Annotated in this window: 20 protein-coding genes and 1 pseudogene; 12 read left to right on the forward strand and 9 right to left on the reverse strand. The window is 75.4% G+C overall.

Going from position 1 to position 20,329, the window contains the following annotated elements; genetic code table 11:
* Positions 1 to 223: 223 nt before the first annotated feature.
* A complete protein-coding gene (locus IEX99_RS16545) occupies positions 224 to 1,915 on the reverse strand; it encodes a DEAD/DEAH box helicase (RefSeq protein WP_188902522.1) in 1,692 nt (563 codons plus the stop codon).
* A 549-nt stretch (positions 1,916 to 2,464) separates the two neighbouring features.
* On the opposite strand from IEX99_RS16545, the gene IEX99_RS16550 reads away from it, so the two are divergent.
* The 5 genes from IEX99_RS16550 (at position 2,465) to IEX99_RS16570 (ending at position 6,068) form a co-directional block, all read left to right on the forward strand.
* On the forward strand, positions 2,465 to 3,088 hold the full coding sequence (locus tag IEX99_RS16550; RefSeq protein ID WP_188902315.1) for a hypothetical protein: 624 nt from the start codon (positions 2,465 to 2,467) through the stop codon (positions 3,086 to 3,088).
* A 192-nt stretch (positions 3,089 to 3,280) separates the two neighbouring features.
* Complete coding sequence (locus tag IEX99_RS16555) at positions 3,281 to 3,727, forward strand: methylglyoxal synthase (RefSeq protein ID WP_188902317.1); 447 nt, start codon at positions 3,281 to 3,283, stop codon at positions 3,725 to 3,727.
* 222 nt (positions 3,728 to 3,949) lie between these two features.
* Complete coding sequence (locus IEX99_RS16560; RefSeq protein WP_188902319.1) at positions 3,950 to 5,029, forward strand: tartrate dehydrogenase; 1,080 nt, start codon at positions 3,950 to 3,952, stop codon at positions 5,027 to 5,029.
* Positions 5,030 to 5,100: 71 nt separating this feature from the next.
* Complete coding sequence (locus IEX99_RS16565; protein WP_188902321.1) at positions 5,101 to 5,685, forward strand: NAD(P)H-dependent oxidoreductase; 585 nt, start codon at positions 5,101 to 5,103, stop codon at positions 5,683 to 5,685.
* Between the two features lie 140 nt (positions 5,686 to 5,825).
* Entirely contained in the window at positions 5,826 to 6,068 is a 243-nt protein-coding gene (locus IEX99_RS16570) for a hypothetical protein (protein WP_188902323.1), read from the forward strand.
* Between the two features lie 31 nt (positions 6,069 to 6,099).
* On the opposite strand, the gene IEX99_RS16575 is transcribed toward IEX99_RS16570, so the two are convergent.
* The 4 genes from IEX99_RS16575 to purB form a co-directional block, all read right to left on the reverse strand.
* Complete coding sequence (locus IEX99_RS16575; protein ID WP_188902325.1) at positions 6,100 to 6,573, reverse strand: hypothetical protein; 474 nt, start codon at positions 6,571 to 6,573, stop codon at positions 6,100 to 6,102.
* Between the two features lie 47 nt (positions 6,574 to 6,620).
* A complete protein-coding gene (locus IEX99_RS16580) occupies positions 6,621 to 7,400 on the reverse strand; it encodes an NRDE family protein (protein ID WP_188902328.1) in 780 nt (259 codons plus the stop codon).
* 54 nt (positions 7,401 to 7,454) lie between these two features.
* Positions 7,455 to 7,781 (reverse strand): hypothetical protein, encoded by a 327-nt coding sequence (locus IEX99_RS16585; protein ID WP_188902330.1) that lies wholly within the window; start codon positions 7,779 to 7,781, stop codon positions 7,455 to 7,457.
* A gap of 1,017 nt (positions 7,782 to 8,798) precedes the next feature.
* Positions 8,799 to 10,154, reverse strand: a complete 1,356-nt coding sequence (gene purB / locus IEX99_RS16590) for an adenylosuccinate lyase (RefSeq protein WP_188902332.1) — start codon at positions 10,152 to 10,154, stop codon at positions 8,799 to 8,801.
* Positions 10,155 to 10,391: 237 nt separating this feature from the next.
* Here purB and IEX99_RS16595 point away from each other — a divergent pair.
* From IEX99_RS16595 to IEX99_RS16610, 4 genes and pseudogenes are all read left to right on the forward strand, one after another.
* Positions 10,392 to 11,003 (forward strand): annotated as a pseudogene (locus tag IEX99_RS16595) (TerC family protein); the annotation flags it as partial.
* A 646-nt stretch (positions 11,004 to 11,649) separates the two neighbouring features.
* Positions 11,650 to 12,276 carry a hypothetical protein gene (locus IEX99_RS16600; RefSeq protein WP_188902334.1) on the forward strand — a complete coding sequence of 209 codons (627 nt, stop codon included), beginning with the start codon at positions 11,650 to 11,652 and terminating at the stop codon, positions 12,274 to 12,276.
* 128 nt (positions 12,277 to 12,404) lie between these two features.
* On the forward strand, positions 12,405 to 12,845 hold the full coding sequence (locus tag IEX99_RS16605; RefSeq protein ID WP_229678087.1) for an OsmC family protein: 441 nt from the start codon (positions 12,405 to 12,407) through the stop codon (positions 12,843 to 12,845).
* Positions 12,846 to 13,074: 229 nt separating this feature from the next.
* A complete protein-coding gene (locus IEX99_RS16610; RefSeq protein WP_188902336.1) occupies positions 13,075 to 14,523 on the forward strand; it encodes an amidohydrolase family protein in 1,449 nt (482 codons plus the stop codon).
* Positions 14,524 to 14,538: 15 nt separating this feature from the next.
* Here the strand turns inward: IEX99_RS16610 and IEX99_RS16615 are convergent, their stop codons facing one another.
* Positions 14,539 to 15,687, reverse strand: coding sequence for an ATP-grasp domain-containing protein (locus IEX99_RS16615; protein ID WP_188902338.1), 1,149 nt, complete (start codon positions 15,685 to 15,687; stop codon positions 14,539 to 14,541).
* A gap of 13 nt (positions 15,688 to 15,700) precedes the next feature.
* Between IEX99_RS16615 and IEX99_RS16620 the strand changes: the two genes are divergently transcribed.
* The gene (locus IEX99_RS16620; RefSeq protein WP_229678088.1) at positions 15,701 to 16,570 is read left to right on the forward strand and encodes a CoA-binding protein; all 870 of its coding nucleotides are present in this window, start codon (positions 15,701 to 15,703) and stop codon (positions 16,568 to 16,570) included.
* A 114-nt stretch (positions 16,571 to 16,684) separates the two neighbouring features.
* Here IEX99_RS16620 and IEX99_RS16625 read toward each other — a convergent pair whose 3' ends face one another.
* Positions 16,685 to 17,701: a Bug family tripartite tricarboxylate transporter substrate binding protein gene (locus tag IEX99_RS16625; RefSeq protein WP_188902341.1), complete on the reverse strand. Its 1,017-nt coding sequence runs from the start codon at positions 17,699 to 17,701 to the stop codon at positions 16,685 to 16,687.
* A gap of 140 nt (positions 17,702 to 17,841) precedes the next feature.
* Between IEX99_RS16625 and IEX99_RS16630 the strand changes: the two genes are divergently transcribed.
* Both IEX99_RS16630 and IEX99_RS16635 read left to right on the forward strand, forming a co-directional pair.
* A complete protein-coding gene (locus IEX99_RS16630) occupies positions 17,842 to 18,474 on the forward strand; it encodes an enoyl-CoA hydratase/isomerase family protein (RefSeq protein WP_188902343.1) in 633 nt (210 codons plus the stop codon).
* A gap of 16 nt (positions 18,475 to 18,490) precedes the next feature.
* Entirely contained in the window at positions 18,491 to 19,231 is a 741-nt protein-coding gene (locus IEX99_RS16635) for an enoyl-CoA hydratase/isomerase family protein (RefSeq protein WP_188902345.1), read from the forward strand.
* A gap of 164 nt (positions 19,232 to 19,395) precedes the next feature.
* Here IEX99_RS16635 and IEX99_RS16640 read toward each other — a convergent pair whose 3' ends face one another.
* Both IEX99_RS16640 and IEX99_RS16645 read right to left on the reverse strand, forming a co-directional pair.
* A complete protein-coding gene (locus IEX99_RS16640; RefSeq protein ID WP_188902347.1) occupies positions 19,396 to 19,854 on the reverse strand; it encodes a TadE/TadG family type IV pilus assembly protein in 459 nt (152 codons plus the stop codon).
* A complete protein-coding gene (locus IEX99_RS16645) occupies positions 19,832 to 20,278 on the reverse strand; it encodes a TadE/TadG family type IV pilus assembly protein (RefSeq protein ID WP_188902349.1) in 447 nt (148 codons plus the stop codon). The genes IEX99_RS16640 and IEX99_RS16645 overlap by 23 nt, the downstream gene beginning before the upstream one ends.
* Between the last annotated feature and the right edge of the window lie 51 nt (positions 20,279 to 20,329).

Genomic DNA, 20,329 nt, shown 5'->3' on the forward strand with positions numbered 1-20,329 from the left:
AGTCGCGGATCATCCGCTCGTCCTCGCCGAGCTGGGCGTCGAGCAGCAGCGGGTCGTCCCAGGCGAAGGCGGGGGCGGAACGCCCGGCCGCGGCGGCGTCGTTCATCGGCATCTCCTCGCTCCGTCCGGCGCCTCGGGGCGGCGGGCGCGCGCGGAAAATGCCGCCGCCCGCGAGGTCTGGCAACGCAAGGGCGCGCGCGGCGCCGGCCGCCGCGGCGGCGGATCAGGCGGCCTCGGCCTCGGGCGTGTCCGCGCCCGCGCCGCGGCGCGGGCGCGGGATCGGGATGGTCATGAAGGCCGGCACCGCGTCGCCGAAGCCGCGCACGCGGGGGCCGAGGTCGCGGTCCTCGCGGCGCGCGGGCGGCGCGGCGCGCGGCTCGCCACGGCGGCCGCGCTCGGCCCGCTCGCGCTCGCCTGCCGCCCGCTCGGGCCGTTCGCGCTCGCGCTCCGGCCGCGGCGCGCGTGCCGGCCGCTCCGCCGCGCCGGCCGTTTCGGTCGCGGCCTCGCCCTCCGCGCGCCGGGCCTCGCGCCGCGGCGCCTCCTCCTCGCCGCGACGCCGGCGGCCGGCGCGGCCCTCCCGGGCGTCGCCGCGCCGTGCCTCGGCGGCGCCGGTCTTCGGCGCCGCGGCCGCGCCGCGGCGGCCGCCCCGGCCGCGCCGGCCGCCCTCGGCGGCGGCCGCCTCGGCCATCTCCTCCTCGCTCACCGGCTCCAGGCCCTCGATCGCGAGGCGCGGGATCGGCTGCCCGGTCAGCTTCTCGATCGCGGCGAGGCGCTTCGCGTCCTCCGGCGTGGCGATGGTGTAGGCGTGCCCCTCGCGCCCGGCGCGGCCGGTGCGGCCGATGCGGTGCACGTAGTCCTCGGCGTGGAAGGGCACGTCGAAGTTGAACACGTGCGACAGCCCGCCGATGTCGAGCCCGCGCGCCGCGACGTCGGAGCAGACGAGCAGCCTGATCTCGCCCGCCTTGAAGGCGTTGAGCGTGGCGAAGCGCTGCGACTGGTCCATGTCCCCGTGCAGCGCGCCGACCGAGAAGCCGTGGCGCTTGAGGCTGCGGTGGAGGATGTCCACGTCCACCTTGCGGTTGCAGAAGATCAGCGCGTTCTGCACGTCCTGCTGCCGGATCAGCCGCCGCAGCGCCTCGCGCTTCTCGCGCTCGCGCACCAGCGCCACGCCGGTGACGATGGTGGAGGCGACGGTGGCGGGCCGCGCCACCTCGATCTCCTTCGGGTTGGAGAGGAAGGCGTCGGCCAGGCGGCGGATCTCCGGCGCCATGGTCGCCGAGAAGAACAGCGTCTGCCGGATCTTCGGCAGCAGCGAGACGATGCGCTCGACGTCGGGGATGAACCCCATGTCGAGCATGCGGTCCGCCTCGTCGATCACCAGCACCTTGACGTCGGCGAGCAGGATGCGGCCGCGGTCGAACAGGTCGAGCAGCCGGCCGGGGGTGGCGATCAGCACGTCCACGCCCTTCTCCAGCACGGCGCGCTGCTCGTCCATGCTCTCGCCGCCGATCAGCAGCGCGTGCACGAGCTTCAGGTGCTTGCCGTACTTGACGAAATTCTCGGCGACCTGGAGCGCCAGCTCGCGCGTCGGCTCGAGGATCAGGCTGCGCGGCATGCGCGCCTTGGCGCGCGTGCCCTGCAGGATGTCGAGCATCGGCAGGGTGAAGGCGGCGGTCTTGCCGGTGCCGGTCTGCGCCACGCCGAGCACGTCGCGCCCCATCAGCACGAAGGGGATCGCCTTCTCCTGGATCGGCGTCGGGTGCTGGTAGCCGGCCTCCTCCAGCGCCTTGAGGACCGGCTCGGACAGGCCGAGATCGGCGAAGGTGGCGCGGGGCGGCTCGGCGGGGGCGGCCGCCGCGTCGTGCTCGTGCGCCTCGCGCTCGGCCTCGATCTGCGCCGCCTCCTCGGCGGCCATCGCCTGCACCGCGTCGAGCGCGGCGCCATCGGGCGCGCGACCGGCGCCCGGCGCAGTTCCGGTGCTGTGAGTCTCGGCCGCAGGGGAGGCGGCCGCGTTGACAGGCTCGGTCAAGTCCAGTGTTTTCCTTCGCCGGATAGGGGCGGCGGGGCCCCGACGGCCGGGGCGTCGGCGGGAGGCCGTCGGCGGGAGACGGCGCGTCGCCCGGGGGGCCAACGATGCCTCTGCTCCGCCGTTCCGCGTGCGCCTCGCATATGCGCGCGTTCCTGCGGGAAATCAAGGCTTTCCGGCCGCGCGCGTCGCCGGAGGGCGGGTCCTCCCGGCGGCGGCCCGGCGCCGGGGTGGCAAGCGCGCGGCGATCGCGGTGCCGCCCGGCGGCGGCCGCTGGTCGTGGGGCATCCGCCGGGCCGTGCCCTGGGCTCTCGGTCGGCCCGCGCCGCCGCGGCGCCGCATCCCCCACCCCCGCCTGCGCCGCGTTCGGTGCTAGCCTCGTGGTCCTGTCCGGAGGGCGGCCGGCGGGCGCCCCCGCCGGGCCGCGAGGGAAACGCCATGAGGTTCCGTCCCCCACCGCCCCTCTTGCCGATTCTGGCTGCCGTCGCGCTTGCCGCGTGCGGCCTGGTCGCGACCGTCCCCGTCGCGCCTGCGGAGGCGCAAGGCTGGTCCGGCGCCGGCGGCGGAGGTGGCGCGCGCGTCGCGCCGCCGCCGCGGGGGCCCGGGGGCGGCCTGCGGCCGCCGCCGGCACCTGGGCCGGCCCCGCTTCCCGCCTGGCGCGCGCCGCCGCCGGGGCACAGGCCAGCGCCCGGCGTTCCCTGGAGCTACCGCCCCTATGCCTGGAGCCGCCCCGGTCCCGCCTGGCGGCCGCCCCCCTATCCCTACCACGGCTGGTATCGCCCCTGGGGCGCCTGGGGCTGGTACCGGCCCTGGGGCTGGTGGGGCTATGGGGTGTTCGTTCCCTCGGTCACCTTCGGGTTCGGTCTTGGCGTCGTGCCGGACCACTACGGCTATCCCTACGCGCTTCCCTATCCCCCGCCGCCCGCATACTACCCGCCCGTGCCGGGTCGGACCTGCGTCGCGGGCGCCGTGACATGCCCGCTGCGGGAGCCGGCGGAGCCCGGCGATGCCTGCTATTGCCCGACGCCTGACGGGCCGGCCTGGGGCCGGGTTGACGGCTGAGAACCGGCGCCCGCGGGTTGTGCTCTCCGTCGCGTCCCGGCATCTGGATGCGCGGCCCGATCGTCGCGCAGGGCGGCGCGATGACCGCGCCCGCATCGGCGAGGTGGCGCGGGCGGACGAGGCGACCTGCACCTCCGCCGATGGCTCGCTGCCGCCGCCAGGCCGATGGCAGGACGGGAAGGAACGCGCGCCATGCCGCTCACCATCGCTGTCATCGCGCATGATGCCTCCAAGCCGGCGCTGGTGGACTGGGTCGGCCGCCACGTCGAGGTGCTGCGGCCGCATCGCCTGGTCGCCACCGGCACCACCGGCGCGCGCATCCGCGAACGCCATCCGGACCTCTCCGTCGAGACGGTGCTGAGCGGTCCGCTCGGCGGCGACCAGCAGATCGGCGCGCGGGTGGCGGAGGGGCGTGTGGACGCGATCGTCTTCCTCTTCGACCCGCTCTGGGCGCAGCCGCACGAGCCGGACGTGCGCGCGCTGATCCGCATCGCCGCGCTGCGCGACGTGCCGATCGCGGTGAATCCCGCGACGGCGGAGCTCCTCGCCGCCGCGCTGCCGCGTCTGGCGGCGGCGAGGGAGGCCTCGGCCGCACCGACCCGGGACGGCGCCGCGCCGGCCGCCCCGCCGATCACATAGCGCGTTCCTCGCCTCATCCGGCGGGCCCGGCAGCGTCGCCCGGCCCATCGCCTGCACCGGCGCACCGCCGCGCCGGGCGGACACGCCGCCGATCCAGACCTCCCGGACGACCGAGGCGGTTCGGGGGAGCCTCCGAGGCGGCCGTCCGGGGGGCTTGTGCCTGCCGGGCGCGCCCGCCACCCTGCGGCCTCGGCAACGGCGGGGGAGCGGCGAGACAGCGCCATGGCGACGCGGAAGACCTACCGGATCGCGGTGATCCCGGGCGACGGCATCGGCAAGGAGACGGTGCCGGAGGGCCTGCGCGTGCTCGACGCCGCTGCGCGCCGCTTCGGCTTCGACCTGCAGCTCGCCCACTACGACTGGTCCTGCGAGACCTATCGGCAGACCGGCCGGATGATGCCGGAGGACGGGCTCGACCGGCTGCGCGACAGCGACTCGATCTTCCTCGGCGCGGTCGGCTGGCCGGGCGTGCCCGACCACATCTCGCTCTGGGGGCTGCTGATCCCGATCCGTCGCGGATTCGACCAGTACGTCAACCTCCGCCCCTGCCGGCTGATGCCGGGGGTGCGCACGCCGCTCGCCGGCCGCGGTCCGGAGGATATCGACTTCTACGTCGTGCGCGAGAACACCGAGGGCGAGTACAGCTCCGTCGGCGGGCGCATGTTCGAGGGGACCGAGCGTGAATTCGTCACCCAGGAGAGCGTCTTCACCCGCCAGGGCGTGGACCGCGTGCTGCGCTACGCCTTCGAGCTGGCGATGACCCGGCCGCGCAGGAAGGTGACGAGCGCGACCAAGTCGAACGGCATCACCCTGACGATGCCCTACTGGGACGAGCGCTTCGCCGCGATGGCGAGGAACTACCCCGAGGTGACGACGGACCAGTACCACATCGACATCCTCTGCGCGCACTTCGTGCAGCATCCCGACTGGTTCGACGTGGTCGTCGGCTCCAACCTGTTCGGCGACATCCTGAGCGATCTCGGCCCGGCGGTGGCGGGCTCGATCGGCATCGCGCCCTCCGCCAACATCAACCCGGAGCGGCGCTTCCCCTCGATGTTCGAGCCGGTGCACGGCTCCGCACCCGACATCGCCGGCAAGGGGATCTGCAACCCGATCGGCCAGATCTGGTCGGGCGCGATGATGCTCGAGCACCTCGGCGAGAAGGCGGCGGCCGACGCGATCCTCGGCGCGATCGAAGCGCTGCTCGCCCAGGGCGGCCCGCGCACCCGCGACATGGGCGGCCAGGCCGCAACGGTGGATGTCGGGAAGGCGCTGGCGGAGGCGGTCGCCCGGGCCGGCTGATCGGGATCAAGGCGGCGGACGCGCCGCGGCGCCACCCTCCGGGCGCCGGGATCGCAGCCGAGGGAGGGGCCATGCCGCGCCGCGTCGCCATCATCCAGGGCCATCCCGATCCCGCGGGCGGGCATTTCGGCCACGCCCTCGCCGACGCCTACGCGGAAGGCGCCCTCGCCGCGGGCCATGCGGTCGAGCGCATCGAGGTCGCGCGTCTCGACTTCCCGCTGCTGCGGACCCAGGCGGACTTCGAGACCGGCTGCCCGCCCGATTCCATCCGCGCCGCGCAGGACGCGCTGCGGCGGGCCGAGCACTGGGTGCTGCTCTACCCCCTCTGGCTGGGCGCCATGCCCGGCCTGCTCAAGGGCTTCCTCGAGCAGGTCTGCCGTCCCGGCTTCGCCTTCCGCTACGCGGCGCGCGGCATGCCGGAGAAGCTGATGAAGGGCCGCTCGGCGCGGATCGTGGTCACCATGGGGATGCCGGCCTTCGCCTACCGCTGGTGGTTCGGCGCGCATTCGCTCCGCAGTCTGGAGCGCAACATCCTCGGCTTCATCGGCATCCGGCCGATCCGCGAGACGCTGATCGGCGGCGTGGGCGGGCTGGGCGCGGCGAAGGCGGCGGCATGGCTGGAGCGGATGCGCAGCCATGGATGCGATGCGCGCTGAGTACGAGGAGGGAGGCGCCCGGCGCCGCGGCGGCGCCGCCTTGAACTGCGGCGCCGCCGCGGCTATCGTTCCGGTGTACTTGCGAGTGATTCGCAACTTGCCCGCAACTGGCCGGAACAGCAGGAAGGAGCGTGCCGACGATGGGCCGGGACGAGAGCCGCCGCATCGGACGCACCTGCGAACGGGCCGTGGTGACCGCCTACCGCGAGCTGCGCGAGGTCGGCATTGACGACTTCGCGGCCTTCCGCGCCTGCACGGCGCTCTATCGGATCCATCACCCGGAGGCCTCGATCGGCGAGGCCCGGCGTCTGGTCGCGGAGTGGATCGACCACCACGTGATACGCGGCGCCGTCGGGCCGACGGCGGGGTGCGGCTGCGCCTGAGGCGTGCCGCTCCGCCTGCCGCCATGCGCGGTCAGGACCGGCCGCCGGTATCGAACACGTCCCACAGGACGTCGACGACCGTGTTGGTCCGCTCGTCCAGGAGGATCAGCGAGCCGCCCACCACCACGTAGGCGCCATCGGGAATCCTCGGCAGCTGTTGCACCAGCGAGGCGGGTGCCGGCCGGTGCTCGGCCCCCCGCGGCATCCGGTGGCCGGGCTGCAGCAGGTCCATCGTCGCCGGCGAGGGGGGAGGCGGCGGCCGCCAGTCGGGGTTCGCGCTCTGCCACTGCCGGACCACCACGCGATCCTCCGAGGTCAGGATCGGTCCGGCGATCGGGTTTCCCCGCCCCGCCGGGGTCTGCATCGCGCGGGAGGCCTGCTGGGATCCCTCCCGGTGCCAGGGATTGTGGTTCGCGTGCGTCCAGGATCCGGCGGCGCCGTTCGGCACGCCGGGCGTCGCGATCAGCAGGGTGGCGGCGGCGGGGAGCGCGATCCAGGAACTCATGGCAGGCATCGGAACCGCACAATCCTAGCAGCGGCGGCCGCGGGCGGTCAAAACTCCCGATTGAATTCTCGCGCGCGCCCCTTCAGCGCCACGCGCTCGAACGGCGCCTCGCCCGGCGGCCCGGCAGCGAACCGCCAATGGAGCGTGCCATCGGCGCCGAGCGCGACAAGGCTCGAGGAGACGGTCCCGAAGCCGCCCCGCGGGGGGACGCGCAGGGTCTCGGCGATGCCGACCGCCGGGTCGAATCCGTCGTCCGCCAGCAATGCCTCCCAGTCGCGCCAGCCGTCGGGATGGTCGGGATCCGGTGGCGGCGCCGCGGTGAAGCGGGGCAGGTGCCGGCGGATCCTCGGATGGGTCAGGTCGTTCGGATCGTGCGAGGTCACCATGGTGATCCCCGTGTGCAGGGCCAGCGCCTGCGGCCGGCCGTGGCCGAGTCCGCGGAGGAAGAACGCCATGCGCGAATCGGCGACCACCATGTTGAACGGTCGCCATTCGCCGGCGGGCAAGGCCGTCTCGAGATGCCGCGCGGCGTCGGCGGCGGTGCGGTGCGCGAGGGCGAGCAGCGGCAGGACGCCACGCGACCGCTTGCCGGGGGCCGGGCCGAGGCTGCCCGGCCGGTTCAGCACCGCGGCCACCACGCCGGTGGTCGTGTCCAGCGCCATCCACGTGCCGCCGCCGCTGCGGTCACGCCCGCCGGTCACGTTCGGGTGCTGGGGCCAATGGGCCGCGGGCGGGTCCCAGGCGCGGTCGAGTCGCTCGTCACGGTTGGCGGCGAGCAATAGCGGCCAAGCGTGGTCGGGGCGGCGCAGCAGGATCACGGTACACACGACGAAACCCTGCGCGTGCGCCACCGCCGCGACAAGATGCCGCGGCGGCGCCCTTCAGAAGCGGAAGTAGAACCCCACGCTCGGCGCCGGGGCGATGATCGCCGGCGGCGGCGCGTAGTAGACCGGTGGCGGCGCATAATAGACCCGCGGTGGGGGCGCGTAGTAGACCGGTGGCGGCGCATAGTAGACTCGCGGCGGCGGGTAGTAGACCCGCGGCGGCGCGTAGTAGACTCGCGGCGGCGGGGGCGGCACATAGTGGCGGTGCCCCCAGCCGCCGCCCCAATGCCGGCCGTCCCGGCCGGCGGAGGCGTCGCCCGGAAGGGCCGTCACGCCGAGCAGCACTGCGGCGGTGCCCAGCAAGGCGGAGCGAAGCAGGCGCATGGCGGGAACTCCTCGAGCGATTCGACGTCCTTGCGCGTCCGAGGGGAAGCTAGGGGTCGGTTGAGGCGAAAACAGGGCGCCGGGCGGTGCGCCGCCAAGGCGGTCCATGCGGGTGGCCGGCCCTCAGGCGCCGCGGCGGCGGGGCGGGCCGGCGCCCGGCCCCGGTTGCGGCGCGTCCACGGGTCGGCCCCAGAAGCGGTCCCTGCCTGCCCGGGGCCCCGGGCCGCTCTCCTGCGCGCGGAACGCCGGAGGATGCCCGCCGCCGAACCGCGGTCCCGGTGCCGCGGCCGCCGGCCGGGGCGTGAATGCGGGAACTGGACCGCCAGGGGCGGCGCCGGCCGCGGGGGGCGGCGGGCGGTGCCGGAAGGCCGCCGGCGGGGGCCCTTCCGCATAGGGGACAGGCCCGCGCATCGCACCTTCGTGGCGCCGCCACGCGGCGGACGGATGGCGCTCGAACCCGCCCGGGAAACCCCCCCGATGGAAGGCCGGCCCGTGCACGGGGGCGCCAGCTCCCGGCATGGACGGCCGGCGATGAGGGACGACGAAGGCGGGTGCCGGCCGCGGCGCGGCCCACGCGATGGGGGGCGGCCCGCGCCACGCGCCATGCCCTCTGCCGACGACGACCGGCGCCGGCCGCGGCCAGGGGGCCACGGCATATCCGCCGCCCGCGTGATAGCCCCCGCCGGCGTAGTAACCGCCGGGGTAGTGTCCGCCCTCCGTCTGGTAGGCGCTGCCGAGCGAATAGCCGCCCCTATAGGGGTACGAACCGGCGGCGACGGGAGGGCCGGCGACCGCCACGCCGCCCCCGAGCATGCCAGGCCCGTAGCCGTAGTCGGGACCATAGGCGGCCCCCTCGTACTGGGCGCAGCCGCCGAAGCCGAGCAGTGACGCTGCGGCGAGGGCGGCGACCCGGAGACGCCGCGGCTGGCGGCGCTGGACGCGGCAGGCGGTGGACATGGGGGGCTCCTTCTCCGCGCCTCGACGATGGCCCGGCCCTGCGGCGGGAGAAGGGAGGAATCAAGGCGCCGCCGCGGCGGCGTCCGGCCCGAAGACGCGCGCGAAGATCGTCTCGACCTGGGCGAAGTCCCGCCGCGGGTCGAGCGCCGCATCCAGTGCGGCCGCGTCGAGGCGCGCCGCGACCTCCGGGTCGGCCAGGAGATTCGCGCGGAAATCCCGCCCGTCCGGCGCGCCGAGCCGGGTCCAGGTCGCCATCGCCGCCCGTTGCACCGCGCGATAGGCGTCCTCGCGGCTCATGCCCGCCGCGGTGAGCGCGAGCAGCGCCTTCTGGCTGTGCACCACGCCGCCGAGCGCCTCGAGGTTCGCCGCCATCCGCTCCGGATAGACCACCAGCCGCTCGATCATCCCGGTCAGGCGCGCCAGCGCGAAGTCGAGCGCGATGGTGGCGTCCGGCGCGATCACCCGCTCGACGCTGGAGTGGCTGATGTCGCGCTCGTGCCACAGCGCGACGTTCTCGAGCGCCGGCAGCGCGTAGCCGCGCACGAGCCTGGCGAGGCCGGTGAGGTTCTCCGACAGCACCGGGTTGCGCTTGTGCGGCATCGCGGAGGAGCCCTTCTGGCCCGGATGGAAGTACTCCTCGGCCTCGCGCACCTCGCTCCGCTGCAGGTGGCGCACCTCGATCGCGAGGCGCTCGATGCCGGAGGCGACGACGGCGAGGGCGCAGAAGAACGCGGCGTGGCGGTCGCGCGGGATCACCTGCGTGCTCACCGGCTCGACCGCGAGGCCGAGCTTCCCGGCGACGTAAGCCTCCACGCGCGGGTCCACGGAGGCGAAGGTGCCGACCGGGCCGCTGATGGCGCAGGTCGCGATCTCGCGCCGCGCCGCGAGCAGGCGCTCGCGGTTGCGCGCGAACTCCGCGTAGTGCCCGGCGAGCTTGAGCCCGAAGGTGGTCGGCTCGGCGTGGATGCCGTGGCTGCGGCCGATGGTGGGCGTCAGCTTGTGTTCGAGGGCGCGGCGCCGCAGGGCCGCGAGCAGCGCGTCGCAATCGGCGATCAGAAGATCGGCCGCGCGCGCGAGCTGCACCGCGAGGCAGGTGTCGAGCACGTCCGAGCTGGTCAGGCCCTGGTGGACGAAGCGCGCCTCCGGCCCGATCCCCTCGCCGAGCCAGGTGAGAAAGGCGATGACGTCGTGGCGCGTCTCGCGTTCGATCGCGTCGATGCGCGCGATGTCGGCTTCGGTGATGTTCGCCACGCGGGCGCCGCCGCGCTCGCGGATCACGCGCGCCGCGTCCGCGGGGATGGCGCCGATCGCCGCCATCGCCTCGGCGGCGAGGGCCTCGATCTCGAACCAGATGCGGTAGCGCTCCGCGGGCGACCAGATCGCGGCCATTTCGGGGCGGGTGTAGCGGGGGATCATGGCGGACGGGCTCCGGCGCATCGGGCTGGGCCCGGGGTGTGGCGCGGGAGGCGCGGCCTTGGCAAGGGCGCCCTGCCCGAGGCAGGGAGGCGGGCCGCCGAGGTGGGGGGTTGCGGAACCAGGGCAATAAATCTATTCGCGCTCCGCTCGACCTACACCCGTCCGCCAGCCCTCCCGATGCCGGGGCAGGGCCGTCCAGCGGATGCGGGCGGCGGGCGCATCCAGGATCATCGCCCGATGGATTGGCTCGTTCCGCTCGTTCAGGTCCTCTTCATCGACATCGTCCTGGCCGGCGACAACGCCATCGTCGTGGGCATGGCGGCCGCGGGCCTGCCGCCCGATCAGCGGCGCCAGGCGATCATCTGGGGCATCGCCGCGGCGACCGTGATGCGCATCGCCTTCGCCGCGGTCACCGTGCAGTTGCTGGCGATCGTCGGCCTGACCCTGGCGGGCGGCCTCCTGCTGCTCTGGGTCTGCTGGAAGATGTTCCGCGAGCTGCGCGAGCCGCACGGCCACGCGCCGGCGGAGGGATCCGAGCTCGCGGCGGCGGCGGTCTCCGGCGCGCCGCGCAAGACCCTGCGCCAGGCGATCGTGCAGATCCTGGTCGCCGACGTCTCGATGAGCCTCGACAACGTGCTGGCGGTGGCCGGTGCGGCCAAGGACCATCTCTGGGTGCTGGTCGTCGGCCTCGCGATCTCGGTGGTGCTGATGGGCGTCGCCGCGACGCTGATCGCGCGCGTGCTCGACCGCCACCGCTGGATCGCCTGGATCGGCCTGCTGGTCATCCTCTACGTCGCGCTCAAGATGATCTGGGAAGGCACCGAGCAGGTCGTGGACCAGGTGCCGGGCGCCTACGGCTTCCTGCTCCTGCCGCTCGGCTACCTCGCCTTGCCGGGGGTGTTCCCGCCCTGGCTCTGGGCCCTGGCGACCATCGGACAGGTCATCGTGCTGGCGGCCCTGGCGACCGTCGTCGTCGACCTCACGCGCGGCCTGCTCGCCCGCCCCGAGGTTGCCGAGGAAGGCCACGCGGCGACCGCGGCCGAGGGGCCGGCCGGTACCCCGGCGGCCGGCCTGGCGGCCGCCCCGGCCGGGCAGATCGGGCAGGCAAGCGAGGCGCCGGGCCTCCCCCGCGGCGACATTCTCGCCGGCGCGCCCCACGAGAAGGCGCGCGCCGCGACCGGCTGACCGTCCGGGCTTCCTGGCCCGTGCCGCCCGGCGCGGGAGGAATCCGCGCGCGCTACGGCGTGCAGGCCTCGCGTCCAGCCTGATCGCCGGCGGCGCCGCGCGGTCCGGGCCGGCGAGGACTTGGCGGCGCTGCCACGGAATCGCCCCCGGGGCGAGGCAGTTGTCCATTCGGTTCGGAAACACGGGGAGGCATCGCGATGGATCCGTTCTCGCCCTTGCGCACGCGACCCGGCAGGGGCCGGGGCGCTGACCCGTCACCCATGGCGCCGGCGACGAGCGTCGCCGGGCGGCGGCCGGGCGGGTGCCCCGGATGATGTCGCGGCCCGGCATCTCGTGGCGCGGGAGGCTGTCGTGGCTGCCGCCGCTCGCGCTGCTCGCCGCGTCGGGCTGCGCCGAGTTCGCCGGCCCGGGGCCGTCCGCCGCGCCGCCGAGTTCCGCCGAGATCGCGGACCGCCTGCCGGCCGAGGCCGCCGGCTTCCTACGCGGCGCCACCACCGAGCACGAGCGGGACCGGCCGGGTTTCGGCACCGGCGTCGAGTACGCCACGCGCGACCGCACGGCGGCGGCGAGCGTCCAGATCTACGATCGCGGCGTGCCACACGTCCCCGACGTCCCGACCGCGCCGGAGATCGAGGCGGAGCTCGACCGGTCCGTGGCCGAGACGCTGGAGGCCGTGCGCAACCGTCCCGGGCGGCGCCTCGCCGAGCGGGAACGGGCGAACGCCGACTTGCCGGAGGATGCCGGCCCCGGGCTGCGCTGCGCCCTGCTGCACGGCAGCTATGGGCGGCTGGCGGTCCGCGAGCGGATCTGCGTCGGTGGCGCGGGCGGCAAGTTCCTCAAGGTGCAGGTGACGACCGCCGAGCGGACGGCGCCGGCGACCGACACCACCGACTTCCTCGCCGCCATCGCGCGCGCGGCGCGCGGCCGGGCGCGGTGAGGCCGCGTCCGGGGAGCGGTTGACCGTCCTCTCGCGCGCGCAGCGCGGACGGGCGCCGGCTTTCGGTTGAACGCCGGCCGAGCGGGCGCGTTGGCGCTGCCGGGTCCGGACGCGGGAGGAGACGCACCATGGCCACCACCATCCGGCGCAGCGCCTCGGCCACCTGGCAGGGCGGCGGGAAGGACGGGCAGGGCGCGCTGACGACGCAGAGCGGCACGCTGCGCGACACCCCCTATTCCGCCGTCGCGCGCTTCGGCGAGGGGCGGGGCACCAACCCGGAGGAACTGATCGCCGCGGCGCATGCCGGCTGCTTCACCATGGCGCTCGCCTTCAGGCTCTCGGGCGCCGGGCACGTGCCGGAAAGCCTGCGCACCGAGGCGCGCGTGACGATGGAGCAGGAAGCGGCCGGCGGCGGCTGGCGCATCGCCGCGGTGGTGCTGAGCCTGCGCGCGAGGGCCCCGGGCGTCCCGGAGGACGACTTCCGGCGCCTCGCGGAGGGGGCGAAGGCGACCTGCCCGGTCTCGCGCCTGCTGAACGCCGCAATCAGCCTCGAGGCGACGTTGGAGTAGGCCAGGTTTCCGCCGGCCCCCGACGCGAGGGGACAGCGCGAACCGCCGGGCCGCGACCGCACGGGGATGGCGGCCCGGAGCATGCCGGGGCGGCGTGCCCCGGCGCAGCGCGGCTGCCTCGGCGTCGTTGGCCGGCATGCCCGCGGCGGGGTTCCCGGCGGCGAGCCGGCCCTTGCGCGCCCGGGGCGGGACGGCGCAGGCTGGGCCGACGCGAGCCGGGGAGGGCGCGATGGCACCGGACACCCTGATCCGCAACGCCGACTGGGCCGTGGTCTGGGACGCCGCCGCCAAGCGCCACGCCTACGCGCGCGGCGTGGACATCACGCTGGCGGGCGGCCGCATCGCGGCGATCGCGAAGCACGACCCCGCGGCGCCGCCCCCCGCCGGCACGGAGGTGGTGGACGGGCGCAACGCCCTCGTCATGCCGGGCCTGGTCAACGTCCACACCCACCCGACGACCGAGCCCGCCTATCGCGGCGTGCGCGAGGACCACGGCGTGCCGGAGCAGGCGATGACCGGCCTGTTCGAGCGCATGCAGGCCTTCCGCCTCGACCCCGAGGGCCAGCGCGCCGCGATGCGCCTCGCCTATGCCGAGCTGATGTCGGCCGGCGTGACCAGCGTCGTGGACCTCACCAGCCCCTTCGAGGGCTGGATGGACATCATGCGCGAGAGCGGCCTGCGCGTCTGGGTCGGGCCCGGCTACGCCAGCGCGCGCTGGGGCATGGCCGCGCCGCAGACCGTCACCTGGCACTGGGACGAGGCCGCCGGCCGCAGCGGCTTCCAGCGCGCCCAGGCGATCATGGACGAGGCCGAGCGCGACCCTTCCGGCCGCCTCAGCGGCATCGTCTTCCCGGCGCAGATTGATACCGTGGAGGAGGGGCTGTTCCGCGACTCCATCGCGCTCGCGCAGGACACCGGCCGGCCCTTCACCACCCACATCGCCCAGGCGGTGGTCGAGGTGCGCGAGATCCTCCGCCGCCACGGCATCACCCCGATCCAGTACGCGGCGCGGCTCGGCCTGCTGACGCCGCGCACGATCCTCGGGCATGCGATCTTCGTGGACGAGCATCCCTCGGTCGGCTGGCACACGGCGCGCGACGTGGCGCTGATGGCCGAGCACGGCGTCGCGGTGGCGCACTGCCCGAGCCCCTTCGCGCGCTACGGCGAGCACATGAAGCACTTCGGCCGCTACGCCGCGCGCGGGGTGCGGATGGCGATGGGCACGGACTGCGCGCCGCACAACCTGATCGAGGAGATGCGCCTCGCCCTCCTGCTGGCGCGCAACGCGGCGCGCGACCTCGCGGCGGCGGACACCGCGGCGGTGTTCCATGCGGCCACGGCGGGCGGGGCGGACGCGCTGGGCCGGCCCGACCTCGGGCGGCTGGCGGTGGGGGCGAAGGCGGACGTGGTGGTGGTGGACCTCGGCCACCCGCTGATGGCGCCGCCGCGCGACCCGCTGCGGGCGCTGGTCTTCCACGCGGCGGACCGGGCGGTGCGGCGGGTGTACGTGGACGGCCGGCTGGTCCATGCGGACGGCCGGCCGGTGCACCTCGACCTGCGCGAGGCGGCCGGGGTCCTCGCGGAGTCGCAGGCGCGGATGCTGCGCGATGCGGCGCGGCGCGACTACCGCGGGCGCGACGGCGACGCGATCGCGCCGCTGTCGCTGCCCTTCGCCTGAACAGGGGCCGGCCTGCTATCCCACCGCCGCCTTCAGCGCCCGCACCAGCTCCAGCGGGTCGTCGTGCAGCGCGGCGACCCCGGCCGCGCGCAGCGTGGCGCGCGCCTCCTCCAGCGAATAGCCAGCGAGCGAGGCGTGCGCGGCGGCGAAGCCGACGAACAGCGGCTTCGGCGGCGGACTCTCGCGGAGGGCCTTCGCCAGGGCCTCGACCCGCCCCCTGAGCGGGCGCGAGGCGATCGTCGTGTAGAACAGCGCCGCCTTCACCTCCGGCCGCCGCGCGATCTCGAAGGCGAGGGCGAGCCGCTCCGGCATGGTCTCGTCCGGCCCGCCCTGGGCGTTGTCCATGAAGCACGCGGCGGGCAGCCCGTGGTCGCCGAGCAGGTCGAGCATCAGCATGCCGAGACCCGCCCCGGCGGTGACCATCGCCACCGTGCCGCCCGGCAGCTCGACCAGGTGGAAGCCGCGCTCGCGCGCCCGGCGCTCGAGCGGCGTCATCGCGGCGGCGGCGAGCGCGGCGGAGAGCGGCGTCTCCTCCGCCGCCGGCGCGTGGCGGGACGCCGCCGCGTCGTCGCGCACCAGCTTGGCGTCGCAGGCGACCAGCCGCCCGTCCGCGAGCTGCGCGAGCGGATTGATCTCCAGCAGCTCCAGATCCTCCGCCACCAGCACCCGCGCCAGCCGGACCGCGAGCCGCGCGAGGCGCGTCGCGACGTCCGAGGCAAAGGCATCGTTCTTGCGCAGCGCCGCGAACACCCCCGCCGCGGCGCCCGGCGCCTCGGGGTCGAGGTGGTGGCGGATCGGCGGCGCGCCGGATTCGACCTCCACGCCGCCTTCCGCGGAGGCCAGCAGCTCGATCGCCTGGGCGGTGCCGTCCACGCGCAGCGCCAGGTAGAGCTCCCGCGCGACCGGCACCGCCTCCTCGAGCAGCAGCGGCGCGGCCGGATCGTTCAGCGCGGCGCGGATCGCCTCGGCCGCGCCCGGCTCCGCGGCCCGGCGCACCAGGCCGCGCTTGCCGCGGCCGCCCTCCGCCACCTGCGCCTTGAGGAAGGCGTCCTCCGCCGGGAAACCTTCCGGCACCGGCTCGCCCGGCCGCAGCAGGATGCCGCGGGGGACCGGAATGCCGTGGCGGCGGAGCAGCGACTTGCCCTCCTGCTCGATGAGACGCACCTTGCCCTCCGTGATGATGATCGCACCCTTCCTCGACAGCTTCCCGCGCCGCGTCGTGGTGTTCAACCCGGCCGGGCGCTACGCCGCCGCCCAGGTCGCCGCGATGCGCGAGGCGGGGACGAACCTCGTCGCCGGCATCCAGCTCGGCCGCGGGGGCGGCGACGCCGCCGGCCTGCCGCTCTACGACGACCTGCTCTCCCTGCCGGAGCCGGCCGACGCCGCCGTCCTCTACACGCCGCCCGAGGGGCTGCTCGACGCGGTGCGCGAATGCGCCGCGGCCGAGATCCCGACCATCGTCGCGGCGGCCGAGTACACGCCGCTGCACGACGGGCTGCGCGCCGCGCAGGCCGCGCGCGCGGCCGGGTGCTGGATGGTAGGCCCGAACACGCTCGGCCTCTGCGTGCCGGGGGAGGGGCTGCTCGGCTCGATCGCGCCGAGCTTCTGCATGCCGGGGCGTGTCGCGCTCCTCTGCCGCAGCGGCACGCTGACCCTTACCCTCTCGCGCATCCTGACGCGCGCCGGGATCGGGCAGCGGGTCGCGATCAACATCGGCGGCGATGCGGTCGTCGGGCGCAATCCCCACGAATACCTGGCCGCCCTCGCAGCGGACGAGCGCACCGCGGCGATCCTCTATGTCGGCGAGCTCGGCGGCGACAAGGAATACGCGCTGGCCGAGGCGGTCCCGGAATGCGGCAAGCCGGTGGTCGCCATGATCGTCGGCCGCCACGCGCCGCCGGAGCGCCGCATGGGCCATGCCGGCGCGTTGGCCGGCGCGGCGCGGGAGGGGGCAGAGGCGAAGCTCGCCGCCCTCGCCGCCGCCGGCGCCCACGTCGCGCGCGATCCGGAGGAGGCGGTCGCGCGCCTGCGCGCGCTCGGCCTGTAGCGCGGATCGCGGACCGCCGGAAACGGCCGGACGCGCGAACCGGCGGGCAGCGGGCGGGGGCGGTCGCGGCGAGGGCAGCCGGGCGGGGACGCCCCTGGCCGGGCCGCGGCGGGCCTATTCGAGGCGCAGCCCCGTGGCCGCCGACAATTCGCGCCACTGCGGCAGCTCCTGCCGGATCCGCGCCGCCAGCGGCTCCGGCCCGTCGAGCAGCAGCCGGCCGCCCGAGGCGGCGTAGCGCTGCGCGAGGGGCGTGTCCGGGGCGCGGACCGGGCCGAGCTCCGAGACGATCCTTTGCACCGCCTCCGCGGCCAGCGCGCGCGGGCCGAACATCGCATACCAGATGGTGATCGCGAAGCCGGGCACGCGCTCGGCCAGGCTCGGCACGTCGGGCAGGACCGGGACGCGCTCGGCGGTGGAGGTGGCGATGGCGCGCAGCCGGCCCTCGCGGATATGCGGCATCGCCTCCAGCGTGCCGACCACCACCAGGTCGGTGTCGCCGGCGAACGCCGCCATCGCCGACTGCGCCGCGCCGCGATAGGGCACGTGCAGCAGGTCCACGCCCGCGCGATGGCAGAACAGGGCGCCGACGAGATGCGTCGTCGAGCCGACGCCGGCCGAGGCGTAGCTGATCCGTCCGGGCTCCGCCCGCGCCCGGCGCAGCAGGTCGTCCAGGTCGCGGATGCCCGACTCGGCGCGGGTCGCGAAGACCAGCGGCAGTTCCGAGATCAGGGTGATCGGCGTGAGGTCTGCCACCGGGTCGTAGCCCGCGTTCTGCGCCAGGGCCGGAGCGATGACGACGGCGCCGGTGGTGGAGAGCAGCAGATGCGGGTCGTTCGCCTGCACCACGGCCTTGGTGCCGATCGTGCCGCCGGCGCCCGGACGGGCCTCGACGATCACGCTCTGGCCGAGGCGCTGGCTCAGGCGTTCGGCGATGACGCGGGTCGGCACCTCGACCGGGCCGCCGGGCGCGAAGGGGACGATGATGCGCAGCGTGCGCGAGGGCCACTCGGCGGCCTGCGCCTCGGCGCCGCGCGCGGCCGCGAGCGTCGCGACGAGGGCAGCGGCGCCGGACGCGAGCGGGCGCCGGCGGATCGGCGATGTGGCAGGGGAGCAACGGTTCGCGGCATCCATCGGCGGCGCATCCTCCTTGTCGGTGCCGCCGCGCGGCGGCGGGCGGCCCGCGTTGACGCTAACAACCCCCGGGCTAGGCTGCGAGAGGGCGGGACGAGGGAAGGGGGCTCGATGAACCGCAGGACGGGTCGGGGCGGCGCATGATCCGGCTGGAGACGCGCGGCCGCGTGCTGGTGCTGACGCTCGACCGTCCGGCCAGGCGCAACGCCCTCGACCGCGCGCTCTGCGAGGCACTGCTCGCCGCCCTGCGCGCGACCGGCGACGCGGCCGCGCTGGTCCTCGCCGGCGCGGGACCGTCCTTCTGCGCCGGTGCGGACCTTGCGGAATGGAGGGCGCTGGAAGCCGACCCCGCGGCGCGCGAGGCGCGCTCGGCGCTCGGGCAGGCGGTGCTGGCGGCGCCCGGCGAGGTGCCGAAACCCGTGGTCGCCGCGGTGCAAGGCGCCGCGATGGGCGCCGGGGCCGCGCTCGCCCTCGGCTGCGACATGGTGGTGATGGCCGAGGACGCGCGGCTCGGCTATCCGGAGGCGCGGCAAGGGATCTTCCCGAGCGGGGTGGCGCCCTCGCTGCTCGCCCATCTCGGTCCGAAGCCGGCCTTCGAGCTGCTGGCGACCGGGCGCGACGTCGGGGCGGAGGAGGCGCTCGCGCGCGGCCTCGCCAATCGCGTCGTGCCGGCCGCGCGGCTGATCGGAGAGGCCTGCGCGCTGGCCGAGGCCGCGGCGCTGATGCCGCCCGGGCAGATGGCGCGCCTCAAGCGCCTGGTGCCGCGCGGCTGAGGGAAGGGACGACCGGATGAATGAGGCCGTGCTCTACGCGATCGGCGAGGACGGGGTCGCGACCCTCACGCTGAACCGGCCGGCGGCGCGGAACGCGGTGAACGTGGCGCTGTGCGAGGCGCTGCTCGCCGGCGCGCGGCGCGCCGAGACCGAGCAGGCGCGGCTGGTGCTGGTGCGCGCGGCGGGCCCGGTGTTCTCGGCCGGGGCGGACCTCAAGGAGCGCCAGGGCATGGACGAGGACGCGGTCCGCGCGCGGCGCCTGAAGGGCTTCGCCGCCTACGGCGCGCTGGAGCGCCTGCCCATGCCGGCCATCGCGGTGGTCGAGGGACCGGCGATCGGCGCGGGCGTGGAGATCGCCGCCGCCTGCGACTTCATCGTGGCGACCCCCGCCGCGAGCTTCCGCACGCCGGAGGCGCTGTGGGGCTCGGTCGGCGCGACCCAGCGCCTGCCGCGGGTGATCGGCAAGCGGCTGGCGAAGGACCTGATGTTCACCGGCCGCGCGCTCTCCGCCGAGGAGGCGCGGGAGGCCGGGCTGGTCGCCCGGGTGGTGGCGCCGGAGGCGCTGGATCAGGCGCTGGCCGAGATCACCGCCACGATCCTCCGCGCCCCGCCGGCGGCGCTGCGGCTGGCGAAGCGCTGCATCGACGAGGGGCTGGAACGCGACCCGCGCGGCGCGCTGGCGACGGAGCTCATGGCCATCGAGGAGGGCCTGGCGGTGGCGGAGTGGCGCGACCGGATGGGTAGGTTCGGCCGCTAGAGCGGTTTTCGCTCGGCCATGCTCGCTGCAACGGCTCCAGCTCGTTGTTTGCCGAGCCGATTCGCGCTCCCGGCTGTTTCCAGCCGTCCACGATCGGCTCTAGGCGCGAACCGTGGGCCGGCGCCCCGCCGCGCGGGCGCCGCGGTCCGATGCCGGCCTCGTGCTCAGAAGGTGGTGGTCTGCCGGTCGCTGATCACCTGCTGCGCGTCCCAGAAGAGATCCAGCCCGACCAGGAACTCGAAGGTGTAGTTCACCGTGACCTGCACGGTGTGCGCCGTGACGGTGCCCTGCGACACCGTGCGGTTGCAGGTCACCGTCAGCTGCAGCTTGTCCGGATCGAGCCCCGGCGTCGGCGGCGTGCCGATGGAGATGGCGCCACCCGGGCAGAGGTCGTTCTGCGGGGGGTTGTCGGCTCCGACCGCGACGATCGCCGCGCGGAGCACCTCGCCCGTATAGGTGCGGACCGCCTCCGCCGTGTACCAGTACCGCGCGAGGTCCATCGTGAAGAACAGCAGCAGGAAGAAGACCGGGGCGATCATCGCGAACTCGAGCGCGGTGACGCCCTTGCGGCAGCGCAGCGCCCGGCGGGGCCCGCGGCGCTCACATGAGGCGGACTTCAACATTGCCTCGCACCGGTGAGAGGAAGGGCAGCATGTACTCGGTCAGCGGCCCGACGAAGGTGAAGGGCCGGCTGGCGGTGATCTCGATCCTCTTCGGCGTGGTGCAGGTCGAGGACCGGGAGGTGGAATCGGTCCCGTTGTCGCAACGGTAGAGGGTGACCCGCGCGCTCACGGTGAGGTCGGTCCAGTCGGCGGGCAGATTGTTCTTCACCAGCGTCTCGACATGGGCCAGCTTGCCGCTGCTGTCCGCCGAGGGGTTGGCGAACGCCGCCTGGGCGCCGGCCCGCGCCGCCGCTTCCAGCCGGATTCCCTGCTGGAAGGCGTTGCCGATGTCGAAGGCGCCGAGGAACAGCACGATCAGGAACGGAAGGATCGCCGCGAACTCGAGCGCCGATACGCCCCGCCGGTCGCGCAGGGATCGCGCCAAGCGGTCCCGGGCGCGCCGTGTAGCGGGGATCGGGGCGGCCGCTGCCATGGC

Source organism: Caldovatus sediminis, assembly GCF_014644455.1.
In the GTDB taxonomy this organism is placed as follows: domain Bacteria; phylum Pseudomonadota; class Alphaproteobacteria; order Acetobacterales; family Acetobacteraceae; genus Caldovatus; species Caldovatus sediminis.